Annotated in this window: 21 protein-coding genes; 14 read left to right on the top strand and 7 right to left on the bottom strand. The window is 38.9% G+C overall.

Going from position 1 to position 25,626, the window contains the following annotated elements:
- The first annotated feature begins 1 nt into the window (after position 1).
- From ACOOEY_RS11860 to ACOOEY_RS11875, 4 genes are all read left to right on the top strand, one after another.
- Entirely contained in the window at positions 2-1,072 is a 1,071-nt protein-coding gene (locus tag ACOOEY_RS11860; RefSeq protein WP_420384929.1) for an MraY family glycosyltransferase, read from the top strand.
- A 168-nt stretch (positions 1,073-1,240) separates the two neighbouring features.
- Positions 1,241-3,715 carry an SLBB domain-containing protein gene (locus tag ACOOEY_RS11865; RefSeq protein ID WP_420384930.1) on the top strand — a complete coding sequence of 825 codons (2,475 nt, stop codon included), beginning with the start codon at positions 1,241-1,243 and terminating at the stop codon, positions 3,713-3,715.
- 1 nt (position 3,716) lies between these two features.
- The gene (locus tag ACOOEY_RS11870; protein ID WP_420384931.1) at positions 3,717-4,796 is read left to right on the top strand and encodes an exopolysaccharide biosynthesis protein; all 1,080 of its coding nucleotides are present in this window, start codon (positions 3,717-3,719) and stop codon (positions 4,794-4,796) included.
- Positions 4,797-4,806: 10 nt separating this feature from the next.
- Positions 4,807-6,087: an oligosaccharide flippase family protein gene (locus tag ACOOEY_RS11875; RefSeq protein WP_420384932.1), complete on the top strand. Its 1,281-nt coding sequence runs from the start codon at positions 4,807-4,809 to the stop codon at positions 6,085-6,087.
- Here ACOOEY_RS11875 and ACOOEY_RS11880 read toward each other — a convergent pair.
- On the bottom strand, positions 6,074-6,859 hold the full coding sequence (locus ACOOEY_RS11880; protein ID WP_420384933.1) for a class I SAM-dependent methyltransferase: 786 nt from the start codon (positions 6,857-6,859) through the stop codon (positions 6,074-6,076). The genes ACOOEY_RS11875 and ACOOEY_RS11880 overlap by 14 nt on opposite strands.
- Positions 6,860-7,044: 185 nt before the next feature.
- On the opposite strand from ACOOEY_RS11880, the gene ACOOEY_RS11885 reads away from it, so the two are divergent.
- Positions 7,045-8,064, top strand: a complete 1,020-nt coding sequence (locus tag ACOOEY_RS11885; protein ID WP_420384934.1) for an NAD-dependent epimerase/dehydratase family protein — start codon at positions 7,045-7,047, stop codon at positions 8,062-8,064.
- Positions 8,065-8,071: 7 nt separating this feature from the next.
- On the opposite strand, the gene ACOOEY_RS11890 is transcribed toward ACOOEY_RS11885, so the two are convergent.
- Positions 8,072-8,959 carry a class I SAM-dependent methyltransferase gene (locus tag ACOOEY_RS11890; RefSeq protein WP_420384935.1) on the bottom strand — a complete coding sequence of 296 codons (888 nt, stop codon included), beginning with the start codon at positions 8,957-8,959 and terminating at the stop codon, positions 8,072-8,074.
- A 67-nt stretch (positions 8,960-9,026) separates the two neighbouring features.
- Between ACOOEY_RS11890 and ACOOEY_RS11895 the strand changes: the two genes are divergently transcribed.
- The 7 genes from ACOOEY_RS11895 to ACOOEY_RS11925 are packed head-to-tail and all read left to right on the top strand — an operon-like array spanning position 9,027 to position 16,763.
- Complete coding sequence (locus ACOOEY_RS11895) at positions 9,027-9,950, top strand: glycosyltransferase family 2 protein (RefSeq protein ID WP_420384936.1); 924 nt, start codon at positions 9,027-9,029, stop codon at positions 9,948-9,950.
- Positions 9,951-9,979: 29 nt separating this feature from the next.
- The gene (locus ACOOEY_RS11900) at positions 9,980-11,125 is read left to right on the top strand and encodes a glycosyltransferase family 4 protein (RefSeq protein ID WP_420384937.1); all 1,146 of its coding nucleotides are present in this window, start codon (positions 9,980-9,982) and stop codon (positions 11,123-11,125) included.
- Positions 11,126-11,162: 37 nt separating this feature from the next.
- The gene (locus ACOOEY_RS11905) at positions 11,163-12,587 is read left to right on the top strand and encodes an O-antigen ligase family protein (RefSeq protein ID WP_420384938.1); all 1,425 of its coding nucleotides are present in this window, start codon (positions 11,163-11,165) and stop codon (positions 12,585-12,587) included.
- Positions 12,584-13,723: a glycosyltransferase family 4 protein gene (locus tag ACOOEY_RS11910; RefSeq protein ID WP_420384939.1), complete on the top strand. Its 1,140-nt coding sequence runs from the start codon at positions 12,584-12,586 to the stop codon at positions 13,721-13,723. The genes ACOOEY_RS11905 and ACOOEY_RS11910 overlap by 4 nt, the downstream gene beginning before the upstream one ends.
- Positions 13,724-13,749: 26 nt before the next feature.
- On the top strand, positions 13,750-14,904 hold the full coding sequence (locus ACOOEY_RS11915) for a glycosyltransferase family 4 protein (RefSeq protein WP_420384940.1): 1,155 nt from the start codon (positions 13,750-13,752) through the stop codon (positions 14,902-14,904).
- 21 nt (positions 14,905-14,925) lie between these two features.
- Entirely contained in the window at positions 14,926-15,702 is a 777-nt protein-coding gene (locus tag ACOOEY_RS11920; protein WP_420384941.1) for a WecB/TagA/CpsF family glycosyltransferase, read from the top strand.
- Positions 15,703-15,710: 8 nt separating this feature from the next.
- Positions 15,711-16,763 (top strand): NAD-dependent epimerase/dehydratase family protein, encoded by a 1,053-nt coding sequence (locus ACOOEY_RS11925; protein ID WP_420384942.1) that lies wholly within the window; start codon positions 15,711-15,713, stop codon positions 16,761-16,763.
- Here the strand turns inward: ACOOEY_RS11925 and ACOOEY_RS11930 are convergent.
- Positions 16,755-18,434, bottom strand: a complete 1,680-nt coding sequence (locus ACOOEY_RS11930; protein ID WP_420384943.1) for a capsule assembly Wzi family protein — start codon at positions 18,432-18,434, stop codon at positions 16,755-16,757. The two genes, ACOOEY_RS11925 and ACOOEY_RS11930, sit on opposite strands and share 9 nt — an antisense overlap.
- A gap of 4 nt (positions 18,435-18,438) precedes the next feature.
- Positions 18,439-19,125 carry a hypothetical protein gene (locus ACOOEY_RS11935; protein ID WP_420384944.1) on the bottom strand — a complete coding sequence of 229 codons (687 nt, stop codon included), beginning with the start codon at positions 19,123-19,125 and terminating at the stop codon, positions 18,439-18,441.
- 149 nt (positions 19,126-19,274) lie between these two features.
- Here ACOOEY_RS11935 and ACOOEY_RS11940 point away from each other — a divergent pair, with 149 nt between their 5' ends.
- Entirely contained in the window at positions 19,275-20,732 is a 1,458-nt protein-coding gene (locus ACOOEY_RS11940) for a capsule assembly Wzi family protein (RefSeq protein WP_420384945.1), read from the top strand.
- A 68-nt stretch (positions 20,733-20,800) separates the two neighbouring features.
- Positions 20,801-22,186 carry an exopolysaccharide biosynthesis polyprenyl glycosylphosphotransferase gene (locus tag ACOOEY_RS11945; protein WP_420384946.1) on the top strand — a complete coding sequence of 462 codons (1,386 nt, stop codon included), beginning with the start codon at positions 20,801-20,803 and terminating at the stop codon, positions 22,184-22,186.
- On the opposite strand, the gene ACOOEY_RS11950 is transcribed toward ACOOEY_RS11945, so the two are convergent.
- The 3 genes from ACOOEY_RS11950 to galE form a co-directional block, all read right to left on the bottom strand.
- Entirely contained in the window at positions 22,187-23,173 is a 987-nt protein-coding gene (locus tag ACOOEY_RS11950; protein ID WP_420384947.1) for a UDP-glucuronic acid decarboxylase family protein, read from the bottom strand.
- Positions 23,174-23,180: 7 nt separating this feature from the next.
- Positions 23,181-24,497, bottom strand: a complete 1,317-nt coding sequence (locus ACOOEY_RS11955; protein ID WP_420384948.1) for a UDP-glucose dehydrogenase family protein — start codon at positions 24,495-24,497, stop codon at positions 23,181-23,183.
- A gap of 97 nt (positions 24,498-24,594) precedes the next feature.
- Positions 24,595-25,617, bottom strand: coding sequence for a UDP-glucose 4-epimerase GalE (gene galE, locus ACOOEY_RS11960; RefSeq protein WP_420384949.1), 1,023 nt, complete (start codon positions 25,615-25,617; stop codon positions 24,595-24,597).
- Positions 25,618-25,626 lie beyond the last annotated feature (9 nt).

The following is a 25,626-nucleotide window of genomic DNA, read 5'->3' on the forward strand; positions in this document are numbered from 1 at the left end:
AATGTTTCCAGTATTCATTAAATTCTTCAAAAGGAGGAATTTTTTAGACGATCCAGGAGGAAGGAAAATACATACGGCTAGAACTCCGGCTATGGGGGGACTTCCAATCTTTATTGGTTTTGCCATTGCTGTGCTCATTTGGTCGCCTTTTGAAACTTTGAGAGAGGTAAAATATGTGCTCAGCGCTATTTCTATCATGTTTATTATTGGCTTTAGGGATGACTTAATTAATCTGAGAGCTTATCAAAAACTTATAGGACAGGTAGCTGCAGCTATGATCATTGTCTCTATTTGTGATATTAGATTTACTTCACTTTATAACCTATTCGGAGTTGAACAAATTCCTCTTGGATTAAGTTATATCCTGAGTCTTTTTACCATCATTGTGATTACCAATGCCTATAACCTGATTGATGGCATTGATGGACTTTCTGGTTCGGTAGGTGTAATAGCTTCTCTCTTTTTTGGGGTTTTCTTCTTTTTGAATGAACAAACAGGGTTTGCATTAATTTCCCTTTCTCTTTGCGGTGCGCTATTAGCCTTTTTGAATTATAACTGGGCCCCTTCGAAAATTTTTATGGGTGATACAGGATCTCTATTTATTGGATTCTTTCTTTCGATAATGGCTATCGAATTTATTGATTTTAACCATACTTCTGGTGGTGAGTATTCTTTTGGAGGATCTATCGGTACTGCAGTAGCGGTATTGATACTGCCATTGGCCGATACGTTCAGGGTTTTTGTAAAGAGGGTGCTTAGAGGAAAATCCCCTATGCACCCTGATAGAACACATGTTCACCATATCCTACTCAGGCTAGGGTGTAATCATGCCCAGGCAACTGGCATATTGGTAACGGTTAACATAATCTTTGTCTTGCTTGCCTTAGTTTTAAAAGACTTTTCTGACTCAGTTGTTATACCTTCCATTTTAATAACTGTTGTTGCTTTGGGGACTATTCTTGACCTTATCTTTAAGGCTGCAATTGAAAGACGTAAGGAAGAACTTAAAGAAAGAAATCGTGTTTCGAGAGAAGAAACAAAGGTGGTTTCTATTTCTAAAAACGCTGGGTAGTTTTCCTTCCTTTCAATTCCCTCTCTTTTCCTTTAATCTCTTATCTTGCGTTGAAGTTTAAGCGCAAGAATGAGATCATATCTTTTAACTAATCTTTTCCTTTTATTCTTTGGATTAATTTATTTTAATGGTCAATTGATTGGCCAGACGTTGCCTGATTTTTCGTCAATGAATATCTCATCATTGTCAGATCAGCAGATTGAGTCATATATTAAACAGGCCCGTGCTATGGGTTACTCCGAACAGGACTTAATTAGTTTGGCACAGTCTCAAGGTCTTTCGGCCTCTGATATTTCTCTGCTGAATGAAAGGATTAATTCAGTAAAGACAGCCAGAGCCAGTAGGGCGCAAGGGGCTCCGGTAGAATCTACAAGGCTAAGACAATCTTATACTGATTCTCTTCAAGCGCTCAACGATGTCAATTCTGATATTTATGGCTTAGATGTTTTCAGAAAGGGCTCATTCCTCTCATTTCAGACCAATCAGAATATACCCACACCAGATAATTATGTGTTGGGAGCGGGAGATGAGGTCTTCATAGATATATATGGAGCTTCAGAAAGCTACTATCAGGCAGAAATTAATCCAGATGGAAATATCCTCCTGGAGAATATTGGGCCTATTTCCTTAAGTGGTCTGTCAATTCAGCAAGCTAAAACAAGGGTTATCGCACGATTAAGTACTTTGTATGATGGGTTGAAGGGAAATACCCCTAATACATTCCTTAACCTTTCATTAGGTCAGGTGAGAAGTGTTAGTGTGAACATAGTTGGTCAGGTAGCCATTCCTGGTACCTATAATTTGAGTGCTCTAAATACCGTATTCAATGCTTTGTATGCCGCGGGTGGAGTTACTGAGAACGGTACTTTAAGGGAAATCAGACATTTCAGAAAGGGGCAGCTTCTTTCTAAAATTGACCTGTATCAGTTTCTGCAGAATGGATTTATTGAAGGAGATAATCGGGTTGAAAATGGCGATGTGATCTTAGTGGCACCTTACACCAATAGAGTTTCAGTGTCGGGAGCAGTTAAAATAGCCGGAAGGTTTGAACTATTAGAGAATGAAACTGTCTCTGATTTACTGAACTATACCGGAGGCTTTTCTGAGAATGCATTTACAGAATCTGTCAAATTAAACCGGATTCAAAATGGACAGAAACTGGTTGCAGATATAAATGCCGATCAATTTGAGGTATTTAGTACAAAGCCTGGAGATCAATTCTTTGTGGCGGAAGTATTGAACCGGTTTGCTAATAGAGTGGTAGTGACGGGAGCGGTTTTTAGGCCTGGGAATTATTCAATAGGAGAGGGGCTTACTATCGGCCAGCTATTGGAAAAAACAGAAGGAGTCAGGCCAGATGCTTTACTGTCCAGAGCATTGGTGAAGAGGTCCAATGATGATTTAACAACCGAAACTATTTCTTTCAACCTCTCGAACGTGCTGAATGGCTCTGATGATTTCGAGCTGAGGAGAGAAGACGTAGTGACAATTTTTTCAACCAATGACTTGAAGGAGGAATCATTCATTGAAGTAATTGGAGAGGTTAATGAACCAGGGTTGATTGACTTTTCTCAGGGGACTACTGTAAGGGATGCACTGTTATTGTCAGGAGGACTTACCTCTTCTGCTTTTGGGGGTAATATAGAGGTTTCAAGAAGGGTGATTTCTGCTTCTGATGAGGCCTATGGTCTTTCCGATACTTTCACTTTCAATATCGACCTGAATGGAGACCTGGAGACAGGTAGGGACTTTATTCTTACACCCTATGATCAGGTAATTATCAGAAGAAATCCTGTTTATACAAGACAGCAGTTGGTTACAGTTGAAGGCCAGGTAAATTCTCCAGGGCAATATTCAATCAAAAATCAAGGTGAGAGAATTTCAGACTTGTTGGAAAGGGCCGGGGGGCTTAACCAATTTGCTTTCATTGAAGGGGCGACCCTCATTAGAAAGACTGAATTCTATGAAGAGCCAACGGATATTGAGAAGCAGATAGACGATCTTATCAGGTTACAGGAAAAATTTGATAGGTCTCCAGACTTACTGACAGAAGCTGAAATGGCCATGATCTCTAGGATTGAAGAAGATATTGCTGATTTGGAAATGAGAAATGAGAGTAATCAGAGCTTTTCAAACTATGCCAAACGGGAGAGAATTAAAGAAGTTATACAGAGAAATGCACTAACAACCAATATTGAATTGAAACAGGCAGAAGCAATAGGTATTGATTTGCAGTCAATTATTCAATTTCCTGGTTCGGTTTCAGACCTATTACTGGAAGAAGGAGATGTTCTGATTGTTCCCAAGAGATCTGAAACAGTCAGAATGCGAGGTAAGCTTCTCTATCCAACCACGAGCAGGTTTGTAGAAGGGAAGTCTCTTAAGTACTACATTAATAATGCAGGAGGTTTCGATTATAGAGCTAAAAAGAAAGGCACTTATGTGGTTTATGCCAATGGTGAAGTGGCCAGAACTAAGAGCTTCCTGTTTCTGAAGTTTTATCCAAAGCCAGCTCCTGGTGCAGAGATAATCGTACCGACAAAGCCATTAAAGGTGCCCGTGCGCCTTCAGGATGTGCTGGCAATAACCAGTGGTCTTGCTACCCTGGCCTTAGTTGTTAATCAAATCAGCCAGAATAATTAAAATGGCTCAGGAAAAGCATTATATCGAAGAAGAGAAAATATCTCTGGGGTTTTTGATTCGAAGACTTCAGTTTTGGATCAGATTTCTTTTGTCTAAATGGCTAAAAATAGGAATTGGTACCATAGTGATGATACTTCTATTGTTGGCTTTTAATTACTTGAAGCCAAAATCATATGAGGCTAAAACTACATTTGTTCTTGACAAGGATTCTGGAGGAGGTCTTGGAGAGTTAGGCTCTTTAGCTTCTTTAGCAGGGGTCAATATAGGTTCTTTATCAGAGAGCAGTGTACTGTTTCAGATGGATAATATTGAGGAACTCTACAGGTCTAGAAGAATGATTGAAAAGACTTTATTGACTCAAGTAGATATCGATGGACAGGAAGCACTGATGATTGATAGATTCGCCAGGTCCAATAAGTTCGAGTCAGCCTGGGAAAAGGAAGGTATTCAGCTTACAGACTTTTCCAGGCCAAGAGACAATTTTAGCCGAACTCAGGATAGCCTAATGAAGGAATCAGTGAAGCTGATTAATGAAACCTTCCTGACGGTTGGTAAGCCAAATAGACGGGCGGCTATCCTTGAAGTTGGTTTTACTCATAAGGATGAGGTTTTAGCAAAGCTATTTACTGATGAACATGTAAAAAATGTAAATAGCTTCTATCTGGAAACCAAGACTAAGAAGACCGCAGCTAACTTAAATATTCTGCAAACTCAGGCTGATAGTGTTAAGCGTGTGCTCGATGCTTCTATTTTTAATTTGGCCCAAATTGATGAGAACATACCCAATCCGAACCCACTATATAAAACTTCGCAAGTGCCTTATCAGAAGGCACTAATAGATGTTCAAGCCAATAGTGTTATTTATCAGGAGATTGTAAAGCAATTGGAGTTGGCGAAGGTAGCTCATAGGAATCAAATGCCTTTGATTCAGATTATTGACAAGCCACTTTACCCTCTAAATGATAACCGATGGAGTTTGTTTAAGACTCTTGTTATCGGAGGATTTCTTGGTGTACTCATTATGACCTTCTATTTCTTGCTGAGGCAGATATACCTGAGTGCGCTGAAGGAAGTAGATTAAAGAGAAGCACTTGAGTCAATTTCAGCAACGTATCTTATTGTTAATTAAGGGGAAAACGTTCTCAAATTTCCTTCATCTCTCACTCAACCACGGGGCCAATTTACTAACTGCCATTGTTCTTACTCCTTATCTGTTCAAAAGGCTTGGTGAAGATCAATACGGCTTGATTAGTCTGGCACTCACTGTCATTTTACTTTTTGGTATTCTTGTCAACTACGGTTTTGGCCTCAATGTGCCTAAGCAACTTGCCCTGGTTAGGGATAAAAAGGAATCGAAACAGCAGATTATCAATGAAATAATAGTCACTCGTTTGGCTATTGCATTTCTATTGATGATCATAGTGTACATCCTGACTGGGTACTCTAACTTCTTTTCCGACTATTCAACGATTCTGCTATTCTCAGTTTTGCTTCTTGTCAATGATGCCTTATACCCAATGTTTATATTGCAGGGCTTTGATCGTCTGTCGTGGATTTCTAAGACGAATGCTATAGCTAAGCTTTTGTATCTCGTTTTGGTTTTGTTGTTGGTTAAAAATCCGGACGATGCCAAGTGGGTAAACTTCAGCCTGGGGGTCACAGGAGTAGGGGTGAATGGTCTCTTACTATTTTTTATCTACCGATATGAAGCCATTCGTTTTCAGTGGGTATCTTTTCAAAGAGTAGGTTCGAGAATTGCCGATAACTTTCAGTTTTTTTCCTCAACTATAGCATCCTATATTCTTGTGAACGGAGGCTTCATCCTTTTAGGAAGCTTCGTTAGCAACACCGAATTGGGATATTATGCTGTTGCTCAAAGAGTATCGATTCTCTTAAGGATGATTCCTGTTTTTCTTACTCAATCTATTCTTCAAAATGCCACCAGGCTTTATAGCGAGAATATAGAAGCGTACGAGGGGTACTTGAATAGGAGTTATAAAAACGGACTTTTAATCACATTTGCGGTTGGAGTGGCTGTTTCAGTAACCGCTTCGTGGATTATTCAATTTCTGACAGGTGAACATGTAGAGTTGAGTATCACCCTGATGAGGTTGTTATCTTTCCTGCCCTTCATTGGTATGCTGAATGTGCCAAATATGATCAAGATTTTGGTAACTGAACAAAAGCAGATTTTGGCCAAAGCAATTTGGATAACTACTGGTTTAATGCTGTGCTTAAGTAGTCTGGGCTCTTACTATTTTGGAAGTATTGGCTTGGCTATAGCCTTAATCATATCAGAGTTCTTCAACTATTGGATACATCATTACCTAATCGGAAAAGCAGGGTTGAGGGGAAAAGCTACCTCCAAATAAAACCTGGAAGTCTCAAAAACTGAAGGACTTTATTGATTGACAGTAAGATTCTGTATTTCGTTTTAGATCCATTGTGATGATAATCATAGGGAAAACTCTCCTCGCCACTCTTGAGATCAATTGGTGCAGACCGTTTCCTTTTCTCGATGACCACGATACTATCATAAAAATGAATAGAGTCTGCAGATTTTGTGAAGGAGTCAGGTTTAAAACTACCTTGTCTGCTGTGGAATGCATTGAGTGAATCTATCAGGTTCTTGCTAAATTCCATGAAGGTTTTTCTTCTTTTTAACCCTCCTCCATATTCAATCCAATAAGACGAATGGGTGTCTTCACACAGATAGACGCCATCTTCTTTGACATGGTCATAAAGTTCTTCAAAGGTGGTTTGCTGCTGCTTCATAGTATGCCCACCATCATCGATTAGAATATCTACTTTTGGTATCTGCTCTTTCAGTTTCCGAAGAAACGCTCTATCTGTTTGAGAACCTATGTGGATTTGAACCTGGTCTTCCTCGAGTTTTTTACAGTCAGGATTGATATCAACACCATGGATTTGAACTTTATTTCCAAAGTAGTCTTTCCACATTTGTAAACTGCCTCCATGGAAAACCCCAATTTCAAGGATTACAATGGGTTGATTTCTAAACCTGTTAAAATGACGTTCATAGATATCGAAGTAATGATTCCATTTGTGTATTAGTCGCCTTTCGTTATTGTGAAAGTATTTTTCCAGGTCAGAGGTACCTAACTTTGTTCTATCAAAACTCATATTGAAGGGTCATAGATAATCAATCCTGTCAAATTTTAAAGGATTACTTTTTCTGATGGTTTCAAATTTAATGGTTTAGCTTGCGAATGTGGATTTTAGCTTAGAATTTAATCCTCAAATTGTGAAAGAATGATAAGCCTATCAATAATAGTTTTAAAGCTTGTTGGTAGTAATACAGATGTTTAATGAGAAAGAGTGTTGTGGTTACCGGAGTGGCCGGTTTAATTGGTAGCAGGTTAGCCGATTGGTTGATCGATAATCAGAAGGAATATGATGTTATTGGAATTGATAATTTAAGTGGAGGCTATCAGTCTAATGTAAATGATAAGGTGATTTTTTATGAGACTGATTGTGCTTCAGAAGAAATTCGCGAGATATTTAAAAAGCATCAGCCACAGTATGTATATCATTTGGCGGCTTATGCAGCAGAAGGGCTTTCTCCATTTATTCGTAAATATAACTATCAAAATAACCTATTAGCGACCGCCAATTTAGTTAATGAGTGTATTCGGTTTGGAGTGGAGAGATTAGTGTTCACCAGTTCTATGGCTGTATATGGAGATGGTGAGCCTCCATTTGATGAGTCGCATCAGCCCGCACCAATAGACCCTTATGGTATTGCCAAGTATGCCTGTGAAATGGACATTAAGGTAGCGGGTGAACAGCACGGTCTGGACTGGTGTATCATAAGACCTCATAATGTATATGGTATCAAACAGAACATCTGGGATGTTTATCGCAATGTGCTTGGTATTTGGATGTACCAGTACATTAATGATCAGCCGCTCACCGTTTTTGGAGATGGTAGTCAAAAGCGAGCGTTTAGTTGTATAAACGATTGCTTGGAGCCACTTTGGAATGCGGCTTCTGCACCAGAGGCTTCTAAACAAATTATAAATCTTGGTTCTGGTATAGAATACTCCATTAAGAATGCAGCCGAATTACTTATTGATGTTATGGGAGGCGGAGAAATCCAATATTTGGAGCAGAGACATGAAGTGAAGAATGCGCACCCCACCTGGGAAAAATCAGTCGAGATTCTTGGTTTCAATGATAAAACGACTCTTCAGGAAGGCTTAGAGGAAATGTGGAGCTGGGCAAAATCGCAGCCTTCAAGGGAGCGGTTTGTTTGGTCTGAATACGAACTGGATAAGGGGATTTATGACTTCTGGAAAAAGCCAAATAAGGCCTTTTCAGCTCCCTAAAAAGTTCCTATTTATCAGCAATCAACAGAACAGGAAACTTGAGTATACACTCTCCCTTGAACTTGATTGACTTAATTAGCTTCATGATTAATGGAGAGCTTTCAATAAACGTAATCCACTTATAACTGACTCTTATTCTTCTGAATAAGTAATATTTAAGTTTCGGAACAGGGATAATAGTTGAGAACCTGGTGAAGCCTATTTCTTGTAATAGTTTAACCATCTCAGAATGGGTAGATTCATTGACATGACCTCCTTGTGCAGGAGTTCTTCCTGATTGAGAGAAGTCTTTGATTCGGGTAACATCCCATGGGCCGAAGAGTCGGTTGGGCATGATGATGATTAATTTCCCCCCATTGTTTAGGCTCCCATAGATATTTCCGAGGTGTGTCTTGGCATCATCATACACCAAATGCTCAATTACATTGTCAGAAAGAGCCACATCGAAGTGTTTGTCAGGTTGATAGTTGACAATATTCGCTTCTACAAAATCAATTTTCGAATGCTTTTTAAGCTCTGTTGGTATATACACATCTATACCGACAAGTTGCTTAACAGGAAGACGCTCATCAATGCTCTGTAGCATAAAACCCTGTCCACAACCAAAATCAACAATTGACTTATTCTTTAATTCTGGCTTAAATAGTTTGACATACTTCTCCTTTGGATTTTTGCCAGAGAGTTTACTATTATCCCGAGCATAGATGGGTAAAAGCTTCGAATAAAATTCATCATATAAGAGGCTTCTTTTTTCAGGATTGCTCTCAATTTTCAACAATTGATGGTAGTGCTTCTCTACCTCAAAGCCCTTAACTAAAACCTCTCTGGACAGATTTTCGGTTAGGGCATATTTATCAATATCCGGGTACTCTAAATAATCGCTATTTTTTTTCATCTTTGACCCTTCTCAGGAAGATCTCAAAAGTATTGAATTTCATACATACAAAGCGAAGATTAAAGAAATGAGTCTCCCCGACCCATCTTATTTCCCATCATTGGCCATAGTGATAGTTAACTGGAATAGTTATGAGGTTACTGCCAATTGTTTGGAATCTCTTCGGTCTCTGGATTATCCCGAGTTTACAGTAGTGGTAGTTGATAATGGTTCAGAGGATGACTCGGGTGATCGACTAATGTCCAGTTTTCCAGAGATTACACTTTTGAGAAATACTGAAAACTTAGGATTCACCGGAGGCAACAATACTGGAATTCAGTTTGCTCTCGAAAATGATTTTGAGCTTGTCATGCTTCTGAATAACGACACAATTGTCACACCAGATTTGGCTAGTTCGTTGGTGAAAAGGCTCGTTTCTGACCCGGATATAGGCGCTGTTCAACCTAAAATTCTTTACAATAAGGAAAGAGATGTAATTTGGAATGCGGGAGGTTTCTTTAACAATTTCTTTTTTACCTCTAAAACAAGAGGCTTTAATGAGAAGGATCGAGGACAATATGACACGTCTAATGAAGTAGATTGGATCACGGGTTGCTGCTTCCTGACCCGGTCAGAGATTATCAAACAAATTGGGCTGTTAGACCAGAAATTCTTTATCTATTATGAGGATAGTGACTGGTCGTTTAAGATCAGAAAACTAGGGTATAAGCTTGTCTATGATGGTTTTTCCATAGTTTATCATGAAGTTGGAATGTCTGAAGAAAACAGAAAGGGGCATAATGAGGGTAATGTTTCTCCATTTGCTCATTACATGGTCATCAGAAACCACTTATACATGGTTAGAAGGTATGCAAGGGGTGTCAATTTAATCGGGGCCTGGTTAAACCTCACGGGTAAAATAGTATTGAGGCTCGGGTATTTTGTGATAAGGGGAAGGTTTAAAAAGCTAAGGTTTGCATTGAGGGGTGTCAAACATGGTATGACCCGCTAAATATCTGAATGAAGCACTTTTAGAAATCAATGAAAATAGTTCAGGTTCATAATATTTATCAGGGAAAAACGGGAGAGGAAGCCGTACTGAATGAAGAGAAGTTAGTCATGGAAGAAAATGGCCATGAGGTAATCCAATTCATCAAGGATAACTCCGATTTAGATAGTTTTTCAAAGCTTGAGCGGATTAGAATGTTACTTTCTCTCAATGCCTCATCAAAGATTGCTAATGAATTTGGACTACTACTCGATACTGAAAAGCCTGATGTCTGTCATGTGCATAATACATTCCCAATAATTACACCTGTTGTTTATGAGGTATGTCGGTCCCGGAATATTCCTGTAGTTCAAACCCTGCACAATTATAAAATGATATGCACCAACAGTCTGCTATTCCAGAAAGGTGAGGTCTGTGAGCTGTGCATCAATAAGAGTCTTTATCATTCTATTCAGTACAAGTGTTATCGGGGTTCATACCTCGCAACTGCTGCTCAGGCACATGTTATTCAGTATCATAGAAATAAGGGTACCTGGGACAATTTAATAGACAAATATATTTGCCTTACCGAGTTCCAGAAACAGAAGCTTGTATCAGGAGGGCTACCGGAGGCAAAAGCTGTAGTTAAACCCAACTTTTTAACTCAGGCAGGAACAAATATTGAGCATGGTTCATTCTTTCTTTTTGTTGGAAGACTCAATGATTCGAAAGGTCTTCAGGATTTGCTGCAACTATTTAAGCACAACAAAACTGCTCAGTTCATACTCATAGGTAAGGCTGAGGAGCCGGCAATATTTGAAGAGTTCGAAAATGTAGATTATTTGGGTGAACAAGAGAGGAGTGTAGTTTTAGAACACATGAGAAAGTGTAAAGCAGTATTGTTCCCTTCTAAGTATTATGAGGGAATGCCTATGGTAATACTTGAAGCATTTTCTCATCAGAAACCGGTAGTCGCCAGAAATACCGGAGCTATGTCTTCCATGATTGAAAATGAAATTAATGGTTTGAAATACGACCATACCCAGGATTTCCTCAAGGCCGTAGAACGACTGGATAAAGACGAAGATTTGGTTGAGTCTTTTGGAAAAAATGCTCTTAAGTCTTATTTCGAAAAGTATTCAAAGGATAAAGGATATTCGAACCTACTTAATATCTATAGCTCAGTGCTCAGTCATTGATTTATTAATAAATTTGGTTCTAGCCTGAGTCGATCTGATGATTTTAGTTGCCGCCATACTTCTTATACTTTATATAGCTTTTTTTGGCTATACGATACATCAGGTAATAAGGGGAAATCTACAAAGTGTCTTTTTGTATGCCGTTACTTTCTTTCCAGTTTATGCTCTTTTCTTAACCAGTAATTTTGATGCTTTTGGATCGCCTCTGATAATTAAGCTGATTCAATATTCTAAAGAGGTTATCATTTTTAGTGCCTTTGGACTGTGGATTTTTGGTCAAAGGAGACTTCTGGATAAGACATGGGATATTTCAGGATTAGATAAAATTTTTCTGGCGTTTATAGGGCTGGCAATACTCTTTTTCGCTCTGGGCCTGGGTGAGGCAACAGTAACCAATCGAGCTATTTATCTTAAGAATATATTCCTAATCGGTATTTTTTACTGTTTTGGGCGCAATGTCAATATCAGTTTCAGAGAGTGGAATAAGGTTGTTAAGGTAATATTCATTACTACTATCCTGGCATGTGTTTTAGTGACTTTTGAAAAAGCTATTGGTACTCATTTTCACACCATTGCTGGATACGCTAAGTATAATACCTTTTTCACCGGAGAAGAGCCACAAGGTAGTTACGGTTTGGCCTGGACTTTTGAAGCTGAAGGAGGCCGGCCTAGGTATGGAGCCTTCTTTGCACACCCATTAGAGTTGGCCGCTTCTATGTTAGTTGTAGCATCTATTGGTGTAATATATCTGGTCTCGGTGCCATATAGGTCGAATAAGTTCAAATACTTGGGCTTCCTCTTTTGCGCATTTATTTGTCTCTTATTTGCCTACTCAAGAGCATCATTTGCTTCCTTTTTTCTCTTGCTAGGGTTTATGGCACTGATGCTGAGATATTATAAGCTAATAGGTGTTGCTTTGAGCATATCAGTCATCATTGGTATCTACATAGTATTCTTTGCTGCGAATGACATTCTATATTTTGTGGTGGATACTTTAACATTTCAGAACTCATCAAGTCTCACACATATAGTTGACTGGCTGAATGCAGTAAACAGTATAATCTCAAACCCTATGGGTATTGGTTTGGCTATGAGTGGAAATGCAGGAGGAGTTGAAAAGGACCTGATAGTTGGAGGTGAAAACCAATATCTGATCTATGGTGTGCAAATGGGAGTCATTGGCATGCTTCTCTATATTGGTATGCTGTATTATGGCATTAGAAATTCCTGGAGAGCATTCAGACTTTCGCCTTCAAGAAGGGATGGAGTTATCCCATTTGTAGCGGCTTCTGTTAAGTTTGGTATGCTATTGCCACTCTTCACGGCTAATGCAGAAGCTTATATCTATGTTTCCCTAATTTCATGGTGGCTGATAGGTCATGCGGAGACCCTATATCAAAAATTTAGAAGGTCAGTTAGGGAAGAAGGTATGAGCACTGGGAGACTTGAGATGAGCAGATGAAGAATAGGCCCAGAGTACTTTTAGATTCTTTTCACTTAATTCAGGCATTAACCGGGATTAGAACCTATACGGTTCAGCTGTTATCTGGTCTGGAGGAGTTGGACCAATCGGAAGTCGAATACATTATATATCCTAACTGGAGGAAGCTCAATAGTACAAGCTTTCTTCGCGGAAAGGTTAACCCACTGAAGAAAATCCTGAACCACGTTTTATACTTTGTTTGGAAGCAAGTTGTATTGCCTACTCTAATCCTATTCAAAAGAGTCGATCTGGTAGTAACTATAGATTATCTCTTGCCATACACGAAGTTTGGAGCCCGGAGTATTACCGTTTTTCACGATACATTTTATTGGGAATTAAAAGGCAACTATAACCCGCTGTGGAGAGCCTATTTTTTGAAATCTGTAAAAGCAGGACTTGATGGTGATACACAGATAGTCGTCACAACAAATCATATTGGAGATAAGGTAAAAAGGATTATTACCGATGAACATCAGCTAAGGGTGGTTTATCAGGCTCCTAAAGAGCTACCTCTGTCAGACGAAAAACCTGGTATCTCTGATCTACCTGAAGGAGCAAAATACTTTCTTCATGTTGGTATTTTTGAAAGTAGAAAAAACATTGATGTATTAGTTAGGGCATTCGCTCAATTGATAGAACGAGACTATTTTAAGGACTTCTATTTAGTCTTGGCTGGAGGTAGGGGTGTCGGGATTTTTCATGATGACTATTCCAAGATTCTGAATTTGATACATAAGTTGGAAATCGGTCATAGAGTGCTGATGCCTGGGTTTGTGCCAGATCATCAATTGGGTGCTTTATATAAAAATGCATTTGCCTATGTATTTCCTTCCAGAGAGGAGGGCTTTGGAATACCGGTAATTGAGGCAATGAGGTCAGAAATACCGGTTATCATTTCAAATCAAGGCGCGCTAATGGAAGTAGCAAATTCTTCTGCTTTGATTTTCGATATGGATGATGTAGACTCACTCGTTGAGTGTATGCTTCAATTAAAAAATGAAGAATCACAGGAGTCTTGGATAAAAAAGGGTAGCAAAAGGGCTATGGCCTTTTCAAAAGATAGCTTTGCCGAAACATTTCACACAGTGGTAAAAAGTGCATTGACTCAGAAGTAGAGAAATAGATGTCAAATCAGAATAGCTTGAAAAGTAACTTACGTATTGGGTTTATTACAGCACTTGATCCAGAAGATAAAAGAAGTTGGTCCGGCATTTACTATAGAATGTACCAGGCGCTAAACGAGCAGTTTGAGGAAGTGAATGCTCTGGGTCCAATCAGACTAAACCTTGTAGACACTATCAGAATGAACCTGAGTATTCTTCTGTTCAAAGTTTATCATCTTTTTCGATATGGTACTAAAACAAAAAGCATTCATTTACCGGCTAGAAGCAAAGCATACTCAAGGTTTTTTGAACGGAAATTAGAACATCTCAATGTTGATGTTCTTTTTGCTCCGGTGGCTTCATTGGAGATTGCCTACTTGAAAACGAGCATTCCTATCTGCTATTTTTCAGATACCACTTTTGGTCAGCTATGGAGCTACTATCATGATGAAAAAGGAATTTCTCCACTAGTAAAAAAACTGGGCAATAGAATTGAACAGTTGGCAATTGATAATTCAACCTCTCAGGTTTTTTCTTCGGAATGGGCGGCTCAATATGCCGTGAATTTTTATGGTGCAAATTCTGTGTTTGTAACACAATTGGGAGCCAATATGGACATGGATAATGATCTCTCTTTGAATTCCAGATCATTAAAAGACCAAATCAATTTATTATTCATAGGGGTAGACTGGAATAGGAAAGGAGGAACAATTGTACATAAGACTTTTAAATCTTTGTTGGACAAAGGGTACAAAGTTTCATTGACAGTTTGTGGTTGTGTTCCCCCTAATGAACATCCCAATATGAAAGTGATCCCATTTTTGAATAAAAATATTGAAGAAGATGTAAAGAAGATGAGGCGGTTGTATGAAGAAGCTGATATTTACTTTATGCCCACAAGAGCCGAAACATACGGTATAGTCTTTTGTGAAGCAGCGGCTTATGGTCTACCTGTAGTTTCAACGAATACCGGAGGTGTTTCCTCAATAGTTGAAGATGGCAAAACAGGTTTTTTACTTCCACACCATGCAGTTTATAATGATTATGTGGAAATAATTGAAAGGCTCATTAGCAATGAGGAGTTACACATCGAGCTTTCACTGAATGCCAGAAGGAAATTTGAGTCTCAACTCAATTGGAGTTCATGGGGAAAAGAGACCAGAAAGATTCTTGAACAGACAGCTAAGGTTTAACCAGATAATAGGATACTGTAAATGTTAAAGCATTATACAAAACATAAGCTTTTTGTGCCTGAGTATGCCAACGTGGACTACGACTCTGCCTCTGACATCATCATTGGGCATGCTGAGGAAAGAAATAGTTTCGGTGTTTCGGCATTGGCTGTCCATGGCCTCATCGAAAGCATTACTAATCCAAAATTAAGAGATGTTATTGATCAGATTGACATGATTGTGCCGGATGGTCAACCAGTGCGTTGGGCATTAAATAGCTTTTATAAGCTTGGTATGAAGGATAGGGTTTATGGTCCTGAACTAACTTTGAGGGTTTTAGAAAAGGCGAATAAGAAAAACCTGAGAGTATATCTGTTTGGAAGTACAGAAAGCACACTTGGTTTACTTGAAAAGTTTATAGACAGACAATTTCCCAATGTAATCATTAGTGGTGTTCACATTGATCGGTTTAGAGAAGCAACTCCGGAAGAAGATCAGGCAGATATTGTCAAGATCAATGAGAGCGAAGCAAATATTGTTCTGGTAGGAAGAGGGTGCCCAAGACAGGAACTATGGGTTGCAAATCATAAGGATAAGGTGAATGCGGCAATGATGGCTGTTGGGGCCGCTTTCGATTTTCATGCAGGTACTTTAAAGCAAGCCCCATCTTGGATGCAAAAAAATGGTTTAGAGTGGCTATTCAGACTAATGATGGAACCGAAAAGATTGGCAAAAAGGTACTTTGTTACCAATACCCGCTTTATTTTTGAATTCCTGAAATATAAGATATTCTACAAGCAGCCTTATCGGCTCAAATAAACATAAGGATGAAGAAATTATTGGTGACTGGGTCTGCCGGCTTGATAGGCAGTGAGGTAGTAAGTCATTTTGCAAATAAGGGTTGGCAGGTAATCGGCATTGATAATAATATGAGGGCTGACTTCTTCGGTGAAGGAGGAGATACGACCTGGAACGCAAGGAGGTTGGTTAGTGTGTTTCAAAACTATACGCATTTTCAAATAGACATTAGAGATAGGAAAGGCTTAGAGGAATTTGTAAAGGAAAACCGCCCTGACGCCATTGTTCATACTGCAGCTCAGCCTAGTCATGATTTGGCAGCTTCACGACCCTATGACGACTTTGATGTTAATGCGGTAGGCACCATGAACCTTCTCGAAGCTACCAGAAAGTATTCTACTCAAATTCCATTTGTTCACATGTCTACCAATAAGGTTTATGGAGATGCTCCTAACAACCTTAATTTGATTGAAAATGACTCCAGGTGGGATTATGCTGATCCAGAATACTTTGATGGAATAAGTGAAGATTTTACTATAGACCAGTCAAAACACAGCATTTTTGGTGCTTCTAAGGTGGCAGCTGATGTAATGGTTCAGGAATATGGGAGATACTTTGGTATGCCAACATGTTGCCTTCGTGGAGGTTGTTTAACAGGGCCCAATCATAGTGGAGTAGAACTTCACGGTTTCCTTAGCTATTTGATCAAATGCAATATCATTGGTAAGCAATACACGATTTTTGGATATAAAGGAAAGCAGGTTAGAGATAACATTCACTCTCATGACGTTTCGACTTTTATAGAGTGTTTCCTGAATAATCCCAGAAATGGTGAAGTATATAACCTTGGGGGAGGAAGAGATAACTCAGTATCTATTTTGGAAGCCTTCGCACTTATTGAGTCTATTTCAGGCAAGGAGATGAGCTATGTCTACAGTGATCAAAATAGATCGGGGGACCATATGTGTTATATTTCAAATCTGTCCAAAATGAAAGATCACTATCCTGGCTGGGCAATCACCAAAGATTTAAAAACGACCTTTCAGGAAATACACGACTCCTGGGTATCCCGCTTAAAATGAGTAAGTCAGTTTAATATCTAAGTTTAAGTTATTTCTATCAACACCTGGAGTGTCTGGGAATGCCTTAGGGTCATTAGGGTCAAATAGTACTTCCCATTGATAGTTCAATGAATAGGTATAGAATAATGAAGCGCTAATGAAGAAATTCTTTAGCTGACGCTCATAAAAACCATAGATGTTATAGTCTACCCAATATCGCGTGAAGTCGTTACTGAAAGCTTCAACATTAAAGTCGTTGTTATGAACATAGCGTTCAAAAGCACCGCCAATTCTGTCGAAGACCTTAACTTTTGCAATCTCTAAATACTGGGCATTACCACCCGGGCCTAAAGCAGAGCCTAAGATGTCGCCATTGTTAGTATAACCATGTCTAACCCTACTATGAATATACCAACTCAACGAATTTCTTAGTAGGCGGCTTTCAGTTTGTGAAGTTTGAGTCCATTCAAAGTTAAATTGCCAAAACTCGTTTTCTTTTATGGTTGGAAACAACTTACTAACTCCAACAGTCAGCGCTCTTGAATGATCGGTATCTACCAATAAATCTCTGAAATTTATTGGTGCATCATTCTTGGCAAGTTCAAAATAAAATTCGGCATTAGAATCAAACCAAACCCATCTTCCAAATATGCCAAATGCCTGATCTTGTGTTAGATTGAAACCAAATTCCTCTTTATCATTTTTACGAAAAAGGTTCTGGAAAACAGGAAAGTAACTTCCAGTTGACTTTGCATTCTCATTATATTGCTGCACCCATCGAGTAATTCCCAATGAAAGACCATTTATCCATTTAGGAGCATAAGAAAAGGAAAGGGCTTGGAAATATCTCCAATCATCGGGCTTAGGGCTGTAGAGAATTCTTCCTCTAAATACAACATCGTGGGCAGGAGGTTTGTGACCAGAGCCGACAAGCTTTCCTGTTACAAATTGCCATTCAAATGATCCTATTTGAGTCTTAATGGGCTTTTGTGTATTAAAAGTAAAATGAAGAAATCCTTGGGAATTATTACTCATCATTAAGCTATTCCTTATAGCAGGTCCCCACCAAATGTTTTCCGTTGATAAACCTAGAGATAAGCCCCATTTATTCAAACGTATGCTTGATGGGCCAGGAGCTAGATTATAATATGGGCTTGTCCCATATCTTTCGGGGAGGTCAATTTGATTAAACCATATGTACCTTATTTGCCAGGTACTTTCGTAATGCTTTGGCCATAATGGAAAACCTTGATAGTTTCTATTTTCTGCAATAATAAGTTCAGGCTTGATTTGTATCGATAGTGGACCAACCTCAGTATAAATTCCCCCAGAAACAAGAGTTTGTATACCTCTGGACCGGATCATTGCGCCATCATTTCTACTATCAGGATGGTTGCTGTCGAAGGCCAGATTTAGACTAATGGGTAGAAGAGTTATTTGAGTATCTCCCTTACTGTTAGACAGTTTTTTAAAGTAATCGTATTTGTTAAAAACCGCTGTGTCAATACTCAAGCCATTTTTTGAAAGGTTAATAGGCCTATAATTAAATGAAAATGATGAATCAAATTTACCTAAAAGCTGTTGTCTCCTGAGGTAAGATTCTATCACAGGAGAGCCAACAGGGATTGTTTGTGCTTTCAGAAAAGCAATAGTGTGGATAGCAACAAGGATCAGGAAAACGTTTTTTCTCATCAATTTACCTTCTGATTAATGATATGTTTAAGTTGTCAAGAGACCAGCTCTCTTCACAAAGAGGTGAGAATGGGGCATCTTGTTTGAGCCTGTCATAGAAAGCAATTACCATTGAGCTTTCTCGGTGAGGGAATATCTTTTCAATTTTATACATAGATGTACCATAAGGTGAATCAGCATAGAGACATCTTCCCTGCATATATTTCACTGCTGCCCCAGTTCTTGCATCATGATAAAATGGAAATTCATTTGGGTATGACTGGCCAAAGCACCAACCAGGCTCACAAGGACCATTTGAAAAAGTAGTTTCAAAGTAGATTTTATCTGATGACTTAATTTTTTTGTGAGGATCAAACTCAATGATCCAGGCATCATGATCAGGTAAGCCAGTACCAGAGTCATTAGAATTTCCCTCCCATGTATCATGGATGTAAAGATCAAAGGTCAATTTGACATAGTCGTGCATGGGGAGGCCTTGCCATTGAACTGAGAATCCAGAATTATTGAATGGGCCTAATACTCTATCACCATCAAATTCAGAAACATATACACTGTCTATATTGGTATAGTCTGTTTCAAAGTCGTAAGAGTAAAAGTCTTCTATACTTGGAAAGTCTTCTTCTGAGCAGCCATAAATGACACAAAGCAACAAAAAGAATCCAATGGTTTTTTGGGTATTGGTTAATCTCATTTAATCACCCTTAGTTTTGATCAAATTACCATTCGGCTGGAAAGAGTCATTTCAAGTTTGTCTGTGCTATATTGCGTTAAAAGTAATCAGATTTGGTGAAAAAGATAAGTGTAAAAACTTTGTTCTATGTTTTCAGCACTCTTTGTCTAGTGCAAGCTGTTCATTCTCAGGCCCAAACAGACTCAGTAAGGGCTAAAATATCAACGGGAGCATTGATAGCCTCAAAGGATTATCTTCCTTTTTATCTGGTTTATAATCGCTGGGGAGGAGTAAACGATGAACAGAGGTTTTTCGTCCAAGGTAGTATTGAGTATGATAATAAGCTCAATAAAAACTGGACCTTTCAGTCTTCACTTTCTTTTAGGAATAAGGTAATAACAGAATTGTTTGCTGAAATAAAACGTCAGAATATTTCCTTCTATGTTGGCAGAAAAGGTCAGGTCTTGGGAGGTATTCCGAACAATCAGTTGACTACCGGGTCTATGGCGATGAGTGCCAATGCTGTTCCTGTACCTCAAATAGGTCTTGATATTGACTATTTCGATTTACCTCTCACTCATGGTTATTTCAAAGTTAAGGGAGGGATGAGTATTGGGCAGTTTGAGAAGGATCGGTACATCAGCAAGACATTGTTACATCAAAAGTACTTTGGGGTAATACTCGATTTGAAGGAACTTATCGGCTTAAGAATTTACTCTTCTCTAATACATTTTGTTCAGTACGGTGGTACCTCTCCTCAGGGTGAAAAACAACCCAGTAGTTTTAAAGATTTCTTGCGATTGTTTGTGGGGCAAGGCATTCCGAATCCAGATCCCATGGGAGGGACGGCTGCAGAATTTAATGCCATAGGTAATCATTTAGGTATTTCAGAGTGGACTATAGAAAAAAAATTAGGGGAGTCACTTTTGAGGCTGAATTATCAAAAGCCTTTTGAAGACTTAGGTAGTATGCAATATATAAGTCTTACGGACTACTTGATTGGGTTAGAGTTCACTAGTCCAAAAAATTCTTTTTTGAGCAAAGTCTACCTGGAGTATATACAAACCAAGTGGCAGAGCGGTCCGGGACTTCCAGACGCAACAGAAGATGTAGTCACTGTTGAAGACAATTTTGGATATAGATATGGTGGAAGAGACGATTTTTATAATAATTATCTATATCAGTCTGGTTGGACATATAGGGGAAACATTGTTTCCAACCCGTTATTTCTTACTTACAGTAGAGCCATGAATTTTCTAGGTACTTTTCCTAATTATCAGAATGAAATAATTAACAACAGAATTCGGTCATATCATATTGGAATGTTCTTTGAACCATCTCAAAAATTTAGCATTAGAACCATGTTCACTTATACTGAGAACTATGGAACTTATGCAGGACTGTACGAAGGCAGGTTTCAATGGAAAGGTGTAATTATTGATTCCGATTTCAATTATGTGTTTCGAAATGGGAAAAACCAGTTTTACTCTTTGATTGAAGGGCAGTTTGAAACCATGTTGTTAAAACAATCTGCTAAAATCAAGGCTTTAATGGCATTTGATACTGGAGATTTATACTCGAATTCGGGTATAGAGCTGGCGGTGGAGTTCATGTTAAAAACATATTAATTCATTATTAGATAGAGAAAATTACTTTTTCCAATGCTATTTTTAATCATCGAATTAAACACAAACAAGTGAAAAAGCGATTCAATAGGTACTTTCCATTCCTTTTTATTCTGGGTGAGATACTGGTTCTCAGTATTGTCTTTTTCGTTTCGCTTTATGTCGCTTTTGGCTCATTTCAACTAAATAGACCATACTCTTACATTTTTTTGGTTTACATAACTCTTTGGCCCATTTTCTCATATCTGAATAAAGATTTCAAAATAGGTCGCGCGGTTAGCTACTACAGTACTTTCAAGAAGGCGTTCACTAGTGTCTTTATTTTCGTGTCGATAATTGCTCTTGTTTGGCTTTTCAATTCCGGAGAAACAGAAATCAATCGTCACTTTATGATGGCTCTTGTCTTGTTTCTTTTTGTTTGGCTCACTATTTATCGTGTTTTTATACATCTGGTCTTGGACAGGTACAGAGCCTTTGGAGGGAATATTAGATATGCTGCTATTGTCGGATATGATCGGCTGGGGTTTAACTTGTATGATCTGCTAAAGAGAAAGCCTCATTATGGAATTCGTTGTGAAGGAATTTTTTCGGAACTAGATAAACCGACAAGGAAGCATAAGTATCCATTTCTTGGGTCGGTTCGAAAAATAATGTCTTCTGGGTTTAAGAAGTATGATTTCATCTATATCAGTGAAAACTTACCACAAAATCTGAGGAATGAAATTATAGCTGTTGCTGATGATAACGCAAAAAAAGTAAAACTTCTGCCTGAAATTAAGACGGACATTCTCAAAACCTTTGTACTGAGAAAGTATGAGTCTATATCTGTTATAGATGTTAATCGTCTTCCTTTAGACAATACAGCCAATAGAGCTGTCAAAAGATCGTTTGATTTTGTTTTTTCCTTCTTTGTTGTGGCTTTGGTACTATCATGGATGTATCCTCTGTTTGCTATTATAATTAAGTTAGAAAGCAAAGGTCCGGTGCTCTTTAAACAGTGGCGAGAAGGTAAGAATGGAGAACACTTCTTGTGTTGGAAGTTTAGAACTATGCTTCTAAATGATGAGGCAGATTCCCAATGGGCATCTAAAGATGACCCAAGAACGACAAGGTTCGGGATGTTCCTGAGAAGAAGTTCTTTAGATGAATTTCCACAATTTATTAATGTACTCTTTGGTCAAATGTCGGTTGTTGGTCCAAGGCCACACCCTATCTCTCTAAATAATCAATACAAGGACACAGTCCATAAATTTGCCAAAAGACATGAATCCAAGCCTGGAGTTACTGGCTTGGCTCAGGCCATGGGTTATAGGGGAGAAATTACAGATTACTTTCAGATGAATTCCAGGGTCAAGCTAGACAGGTTCTATCTTCAGAATTGGTCATTTCTTTTGGACCTTAAGATCATTTTCCTGACAATTTTTGGTATTGCAAAGGGGCAGGAAAAAGCGTATTAATTACCTGTTAATGTACTTGGTAAAATCCTTGTGCTCTTTTCTGTAAAGCTTGTCTTCAGGTAAGGACTTGAAGTAATCATAGGTTATTTTTAAACCCTCTTCTCTGCTTACATTCGGTTCCCAACCTAAAATTTCTCTGGCTTTAGTAATGTCCGGTTTTCTTTGCATTGGGTCATCTTTGGGTAAGTCCTTATAGATTACCTTTTGATCGGTTCCAGTAAGTTTTATTATTTCTTCTGCGAATTGAGCAATGGTGATTTCATCTGGGTTACCAATATTAACTGGGTAGGGATAGTCAGACATTAGCAATTTGAATATACCTTCCACCTGATCATCTACATAACAAAACGAACGTGTTTGACTTCCATCTCCAAAGACTGTCAAATCCTCACCTCTGAGAGCCTGACCAATGAAGGCAGGTAGAACCCTGCCATCGTTTAATCTCATTCTTGGGCCATAAGTATTAAAGATTCTCACAATTCTTGTTTCGAGGCCATGGAAGGTATGGTAAGCCATGGTCATAGCTTCCTGAAAGCGCTTGGCTTCGTCATATACTCCTCTGGGGCCTACAGGATTTACATTGCCATAGTATTCTTCTGTTTGTGGATGTACCAGTGGGTCTCCATAAACTTCGGAAGTTGATGCAATCAACATTCTGGCATTTTTTGCTCTGGCCAATCCGAGCAAGTTGTGTGTACCTAATGAGCCAACTTTAAGTGTTTGGATTGGTATTTTAAGATAGTCTATCGGACTAGCCGGTGAGGCAAAGTGTAAAATATAATCGAGCTTACCGGGGACATGCACGTACTTGGAAACATCGTGATGATAAAATTCGAAGTTGGGATTGGGCATCAAATGCTCAATGTTTTCCATGTTTCCGGTGATCAGGTTGTCCATTCCGACAACGCAGAAACCTTCTGCAATGAATCTATCACATAAGTGGGAACCTAGAAAACCTGCCGCCCCGGTAATTAATACTCTTTTCATATTCTTTTTATTGTAGTCCTATACCATAATAGGTATAGCCTAATTCTTTAAGCTCTTCTCTGTCGTAAATATTACGTCCGTCAAAAATCACCTTGTTTTTAAGAAGTTTACCTACCACATTGAAATTAGGCACTCTAAACTCAGGCCATTCAGTAACCAGCAGTAGAGCGTCAGCATCTACCAGTGCTTCATATTCGTCTTTGGCATAAGTGATTGTTTCACCGAGGTCCCTATGAGCTTCTTCCATGGCTACGGGATCAAAGGCTTTGACTTTGGCACCAGCGGCTATTAACTGATTAATGATTACGATAGAAGGAGCTTCTCTCATATCATCAGTTTTAGGTTTGAAAGAAAGACCCCAAACGCCAAATGTTTTACCATTCAGGTCATCTCCAAAATACTTCTTGACTTTTGTTACCAGGACAGATTTCTGTGTATCATTTACATCTTCAACTGCTTTGAGCACTTTCATTTGATACCCGTTTTCATCTGCGGTCTTGATTAAAGCTTTAACATCTTTAGGGAAGCATGAGCCACCATAGCCAACTCCAGGGTAAATAAATTTGGTACCTATACGAGAATCGCTGCCTATACCTTTGCGCACCATATTAACATCAGCCCCCATAATTTCACATAGATTGGCAATGTCATTCATGAAGCTAATCTTAGTAGCGAGCATTGAGTTGGCGGCATATTTGGTCATTTCTGCTGAAGGAACATCCATAAAGATTGTTGGATGGCCGTTCAATAGGAATGGCTTATATAGCTTCTCCATTATCTTTTTGGCTTCCTCGGATTCAACACCTACTACAATTCTATCAGGTTTAAGGAAATCTTGAATTGCAGCCCCTTCTTTCAGGAATTCAGGGTTAGAGGCAACATCGAACTTGAGGTCTGAACCTCTCTTATTGAGTTCATCCTGAACCGCATCTTTGACTTTTTTGGCAGTTCCTACTGGTACAGTACTTTTTGTTACAACAACCAGGTAGTCGCTCATATGCTGCCCTATTTCTCTGGCAACAGCCAGAACATATTTAAGGTCTGCACTTCCATCTTCACCAGGAGGTGTTCCTACAGCAATGAAAACGGCCTCAGTGTCTTTAAGGTTATCCTTTAAACTTGTTGAAAAATGTAGGCGACCTTTCTCCAGGTTAGTTTTCACCATAGGCTCTAAACCGGGTTCATAGATAGGCATAATGCCATTCTTTAGCCCTTCAATTTTCTTTTCATCAATGTCAATACATGTGACATCAATACCCACTTCTGAAAAACATGTTCCGGTTACAAGACCAACATAACCGGTTCCTACAATTGTTATTTTCATAGTTTACTTTTTTACAAATCTAATTTGGGTTCAAAAATAGTATAATAAGGTTCGTTAGGAAGCATACTTCCTTCGTTTAGTGGTTGCGTATATAAGTTTAAAGGTCAGAGATCCTTTTCTGCCAGTTCCATGCATCCCTCATTGAGTCCGATAATGAGTATTTAGTACTCCAGTCTAACAGTTTTCGAGACTTGTCAACCTGGGCATAGATTTTTTCGACATCACCTGCTCTTCGGGGTCCTATCTCATAGTTGAGTTTCACTTGGGTAACCGCCTCAAATGCTTTTATAGCTTCCAAAACAGTATTCCCTTTTCCGGTCCCAACATTAACAACATCAAAGTGGTTGTCAGATTCTGTATTATCGAGATGCTTCAGGCATTGAACATGAGCATCCGCCAGATCCATTACATGAATATAATCTCGAATACAAGTTCCGTCAGGAGTGTCGTAGTCGTTGCCAAAAACAGTGATCTTTTCTCTAATTCCGGCAGCGGTTTGGGTAATGAAGGGAACTAGATTACTAGGAATACCTAAAGGTAGCTCTCCAATTTCTCCGCTAGGATGAGCTCCAATCGGGTTGAAATATCTTAATGCGATGGACTTGAGAGCAACTCCACTCGTTACAGTATCCTGAATTATCTCTTCTCCAATCTGTTTTGTGTTACCATATGGGCTATTGGCTGGCTTTTCGGGAGAAGCCTCTGTTACAGGCAACTCATCAGGCTCGCCATATACTGTACAAGAAGAAGAAAACACCAGGTTTTTCACCTTACCTGCCAACATGGCTTCAATGACAGTGAGGAGTCCTGAAACATTATTCTTGTAATACTTCAATGGTTTTTCAACAGACTCACCCACAGCCTTCTTAGCGGCAAAATGAATTACACCTTCTATTTGATTGTCAGAAAAGATTTGCTCAAGCAGGCCAGTATCAAGAATGTCACCTTCGTATGATTTGAAGTGTTTTCCTGTAATTTTATGAAGCCTATCGAGAACTGATTTTTCTGAATTAGAAAAGTCATCTAAAATAATGGGATTAAAACCCTCTTCGTGAAGTCGGACGACAACATGTGACCCGATATAGCCAGCACCGCCCGTTACAAGAATGTTGTGTTCCATAACCAAAAA

The sequence above is a fragment of the Roseivirga sp. genome (genome assembly GCF_965216855.1).
Classification (GTDB): domain Bacteria; phylum Bacteroidota; class Bacteroidia; order Cytophagales; family Cyclobacteriaceae; genus Roseivirga.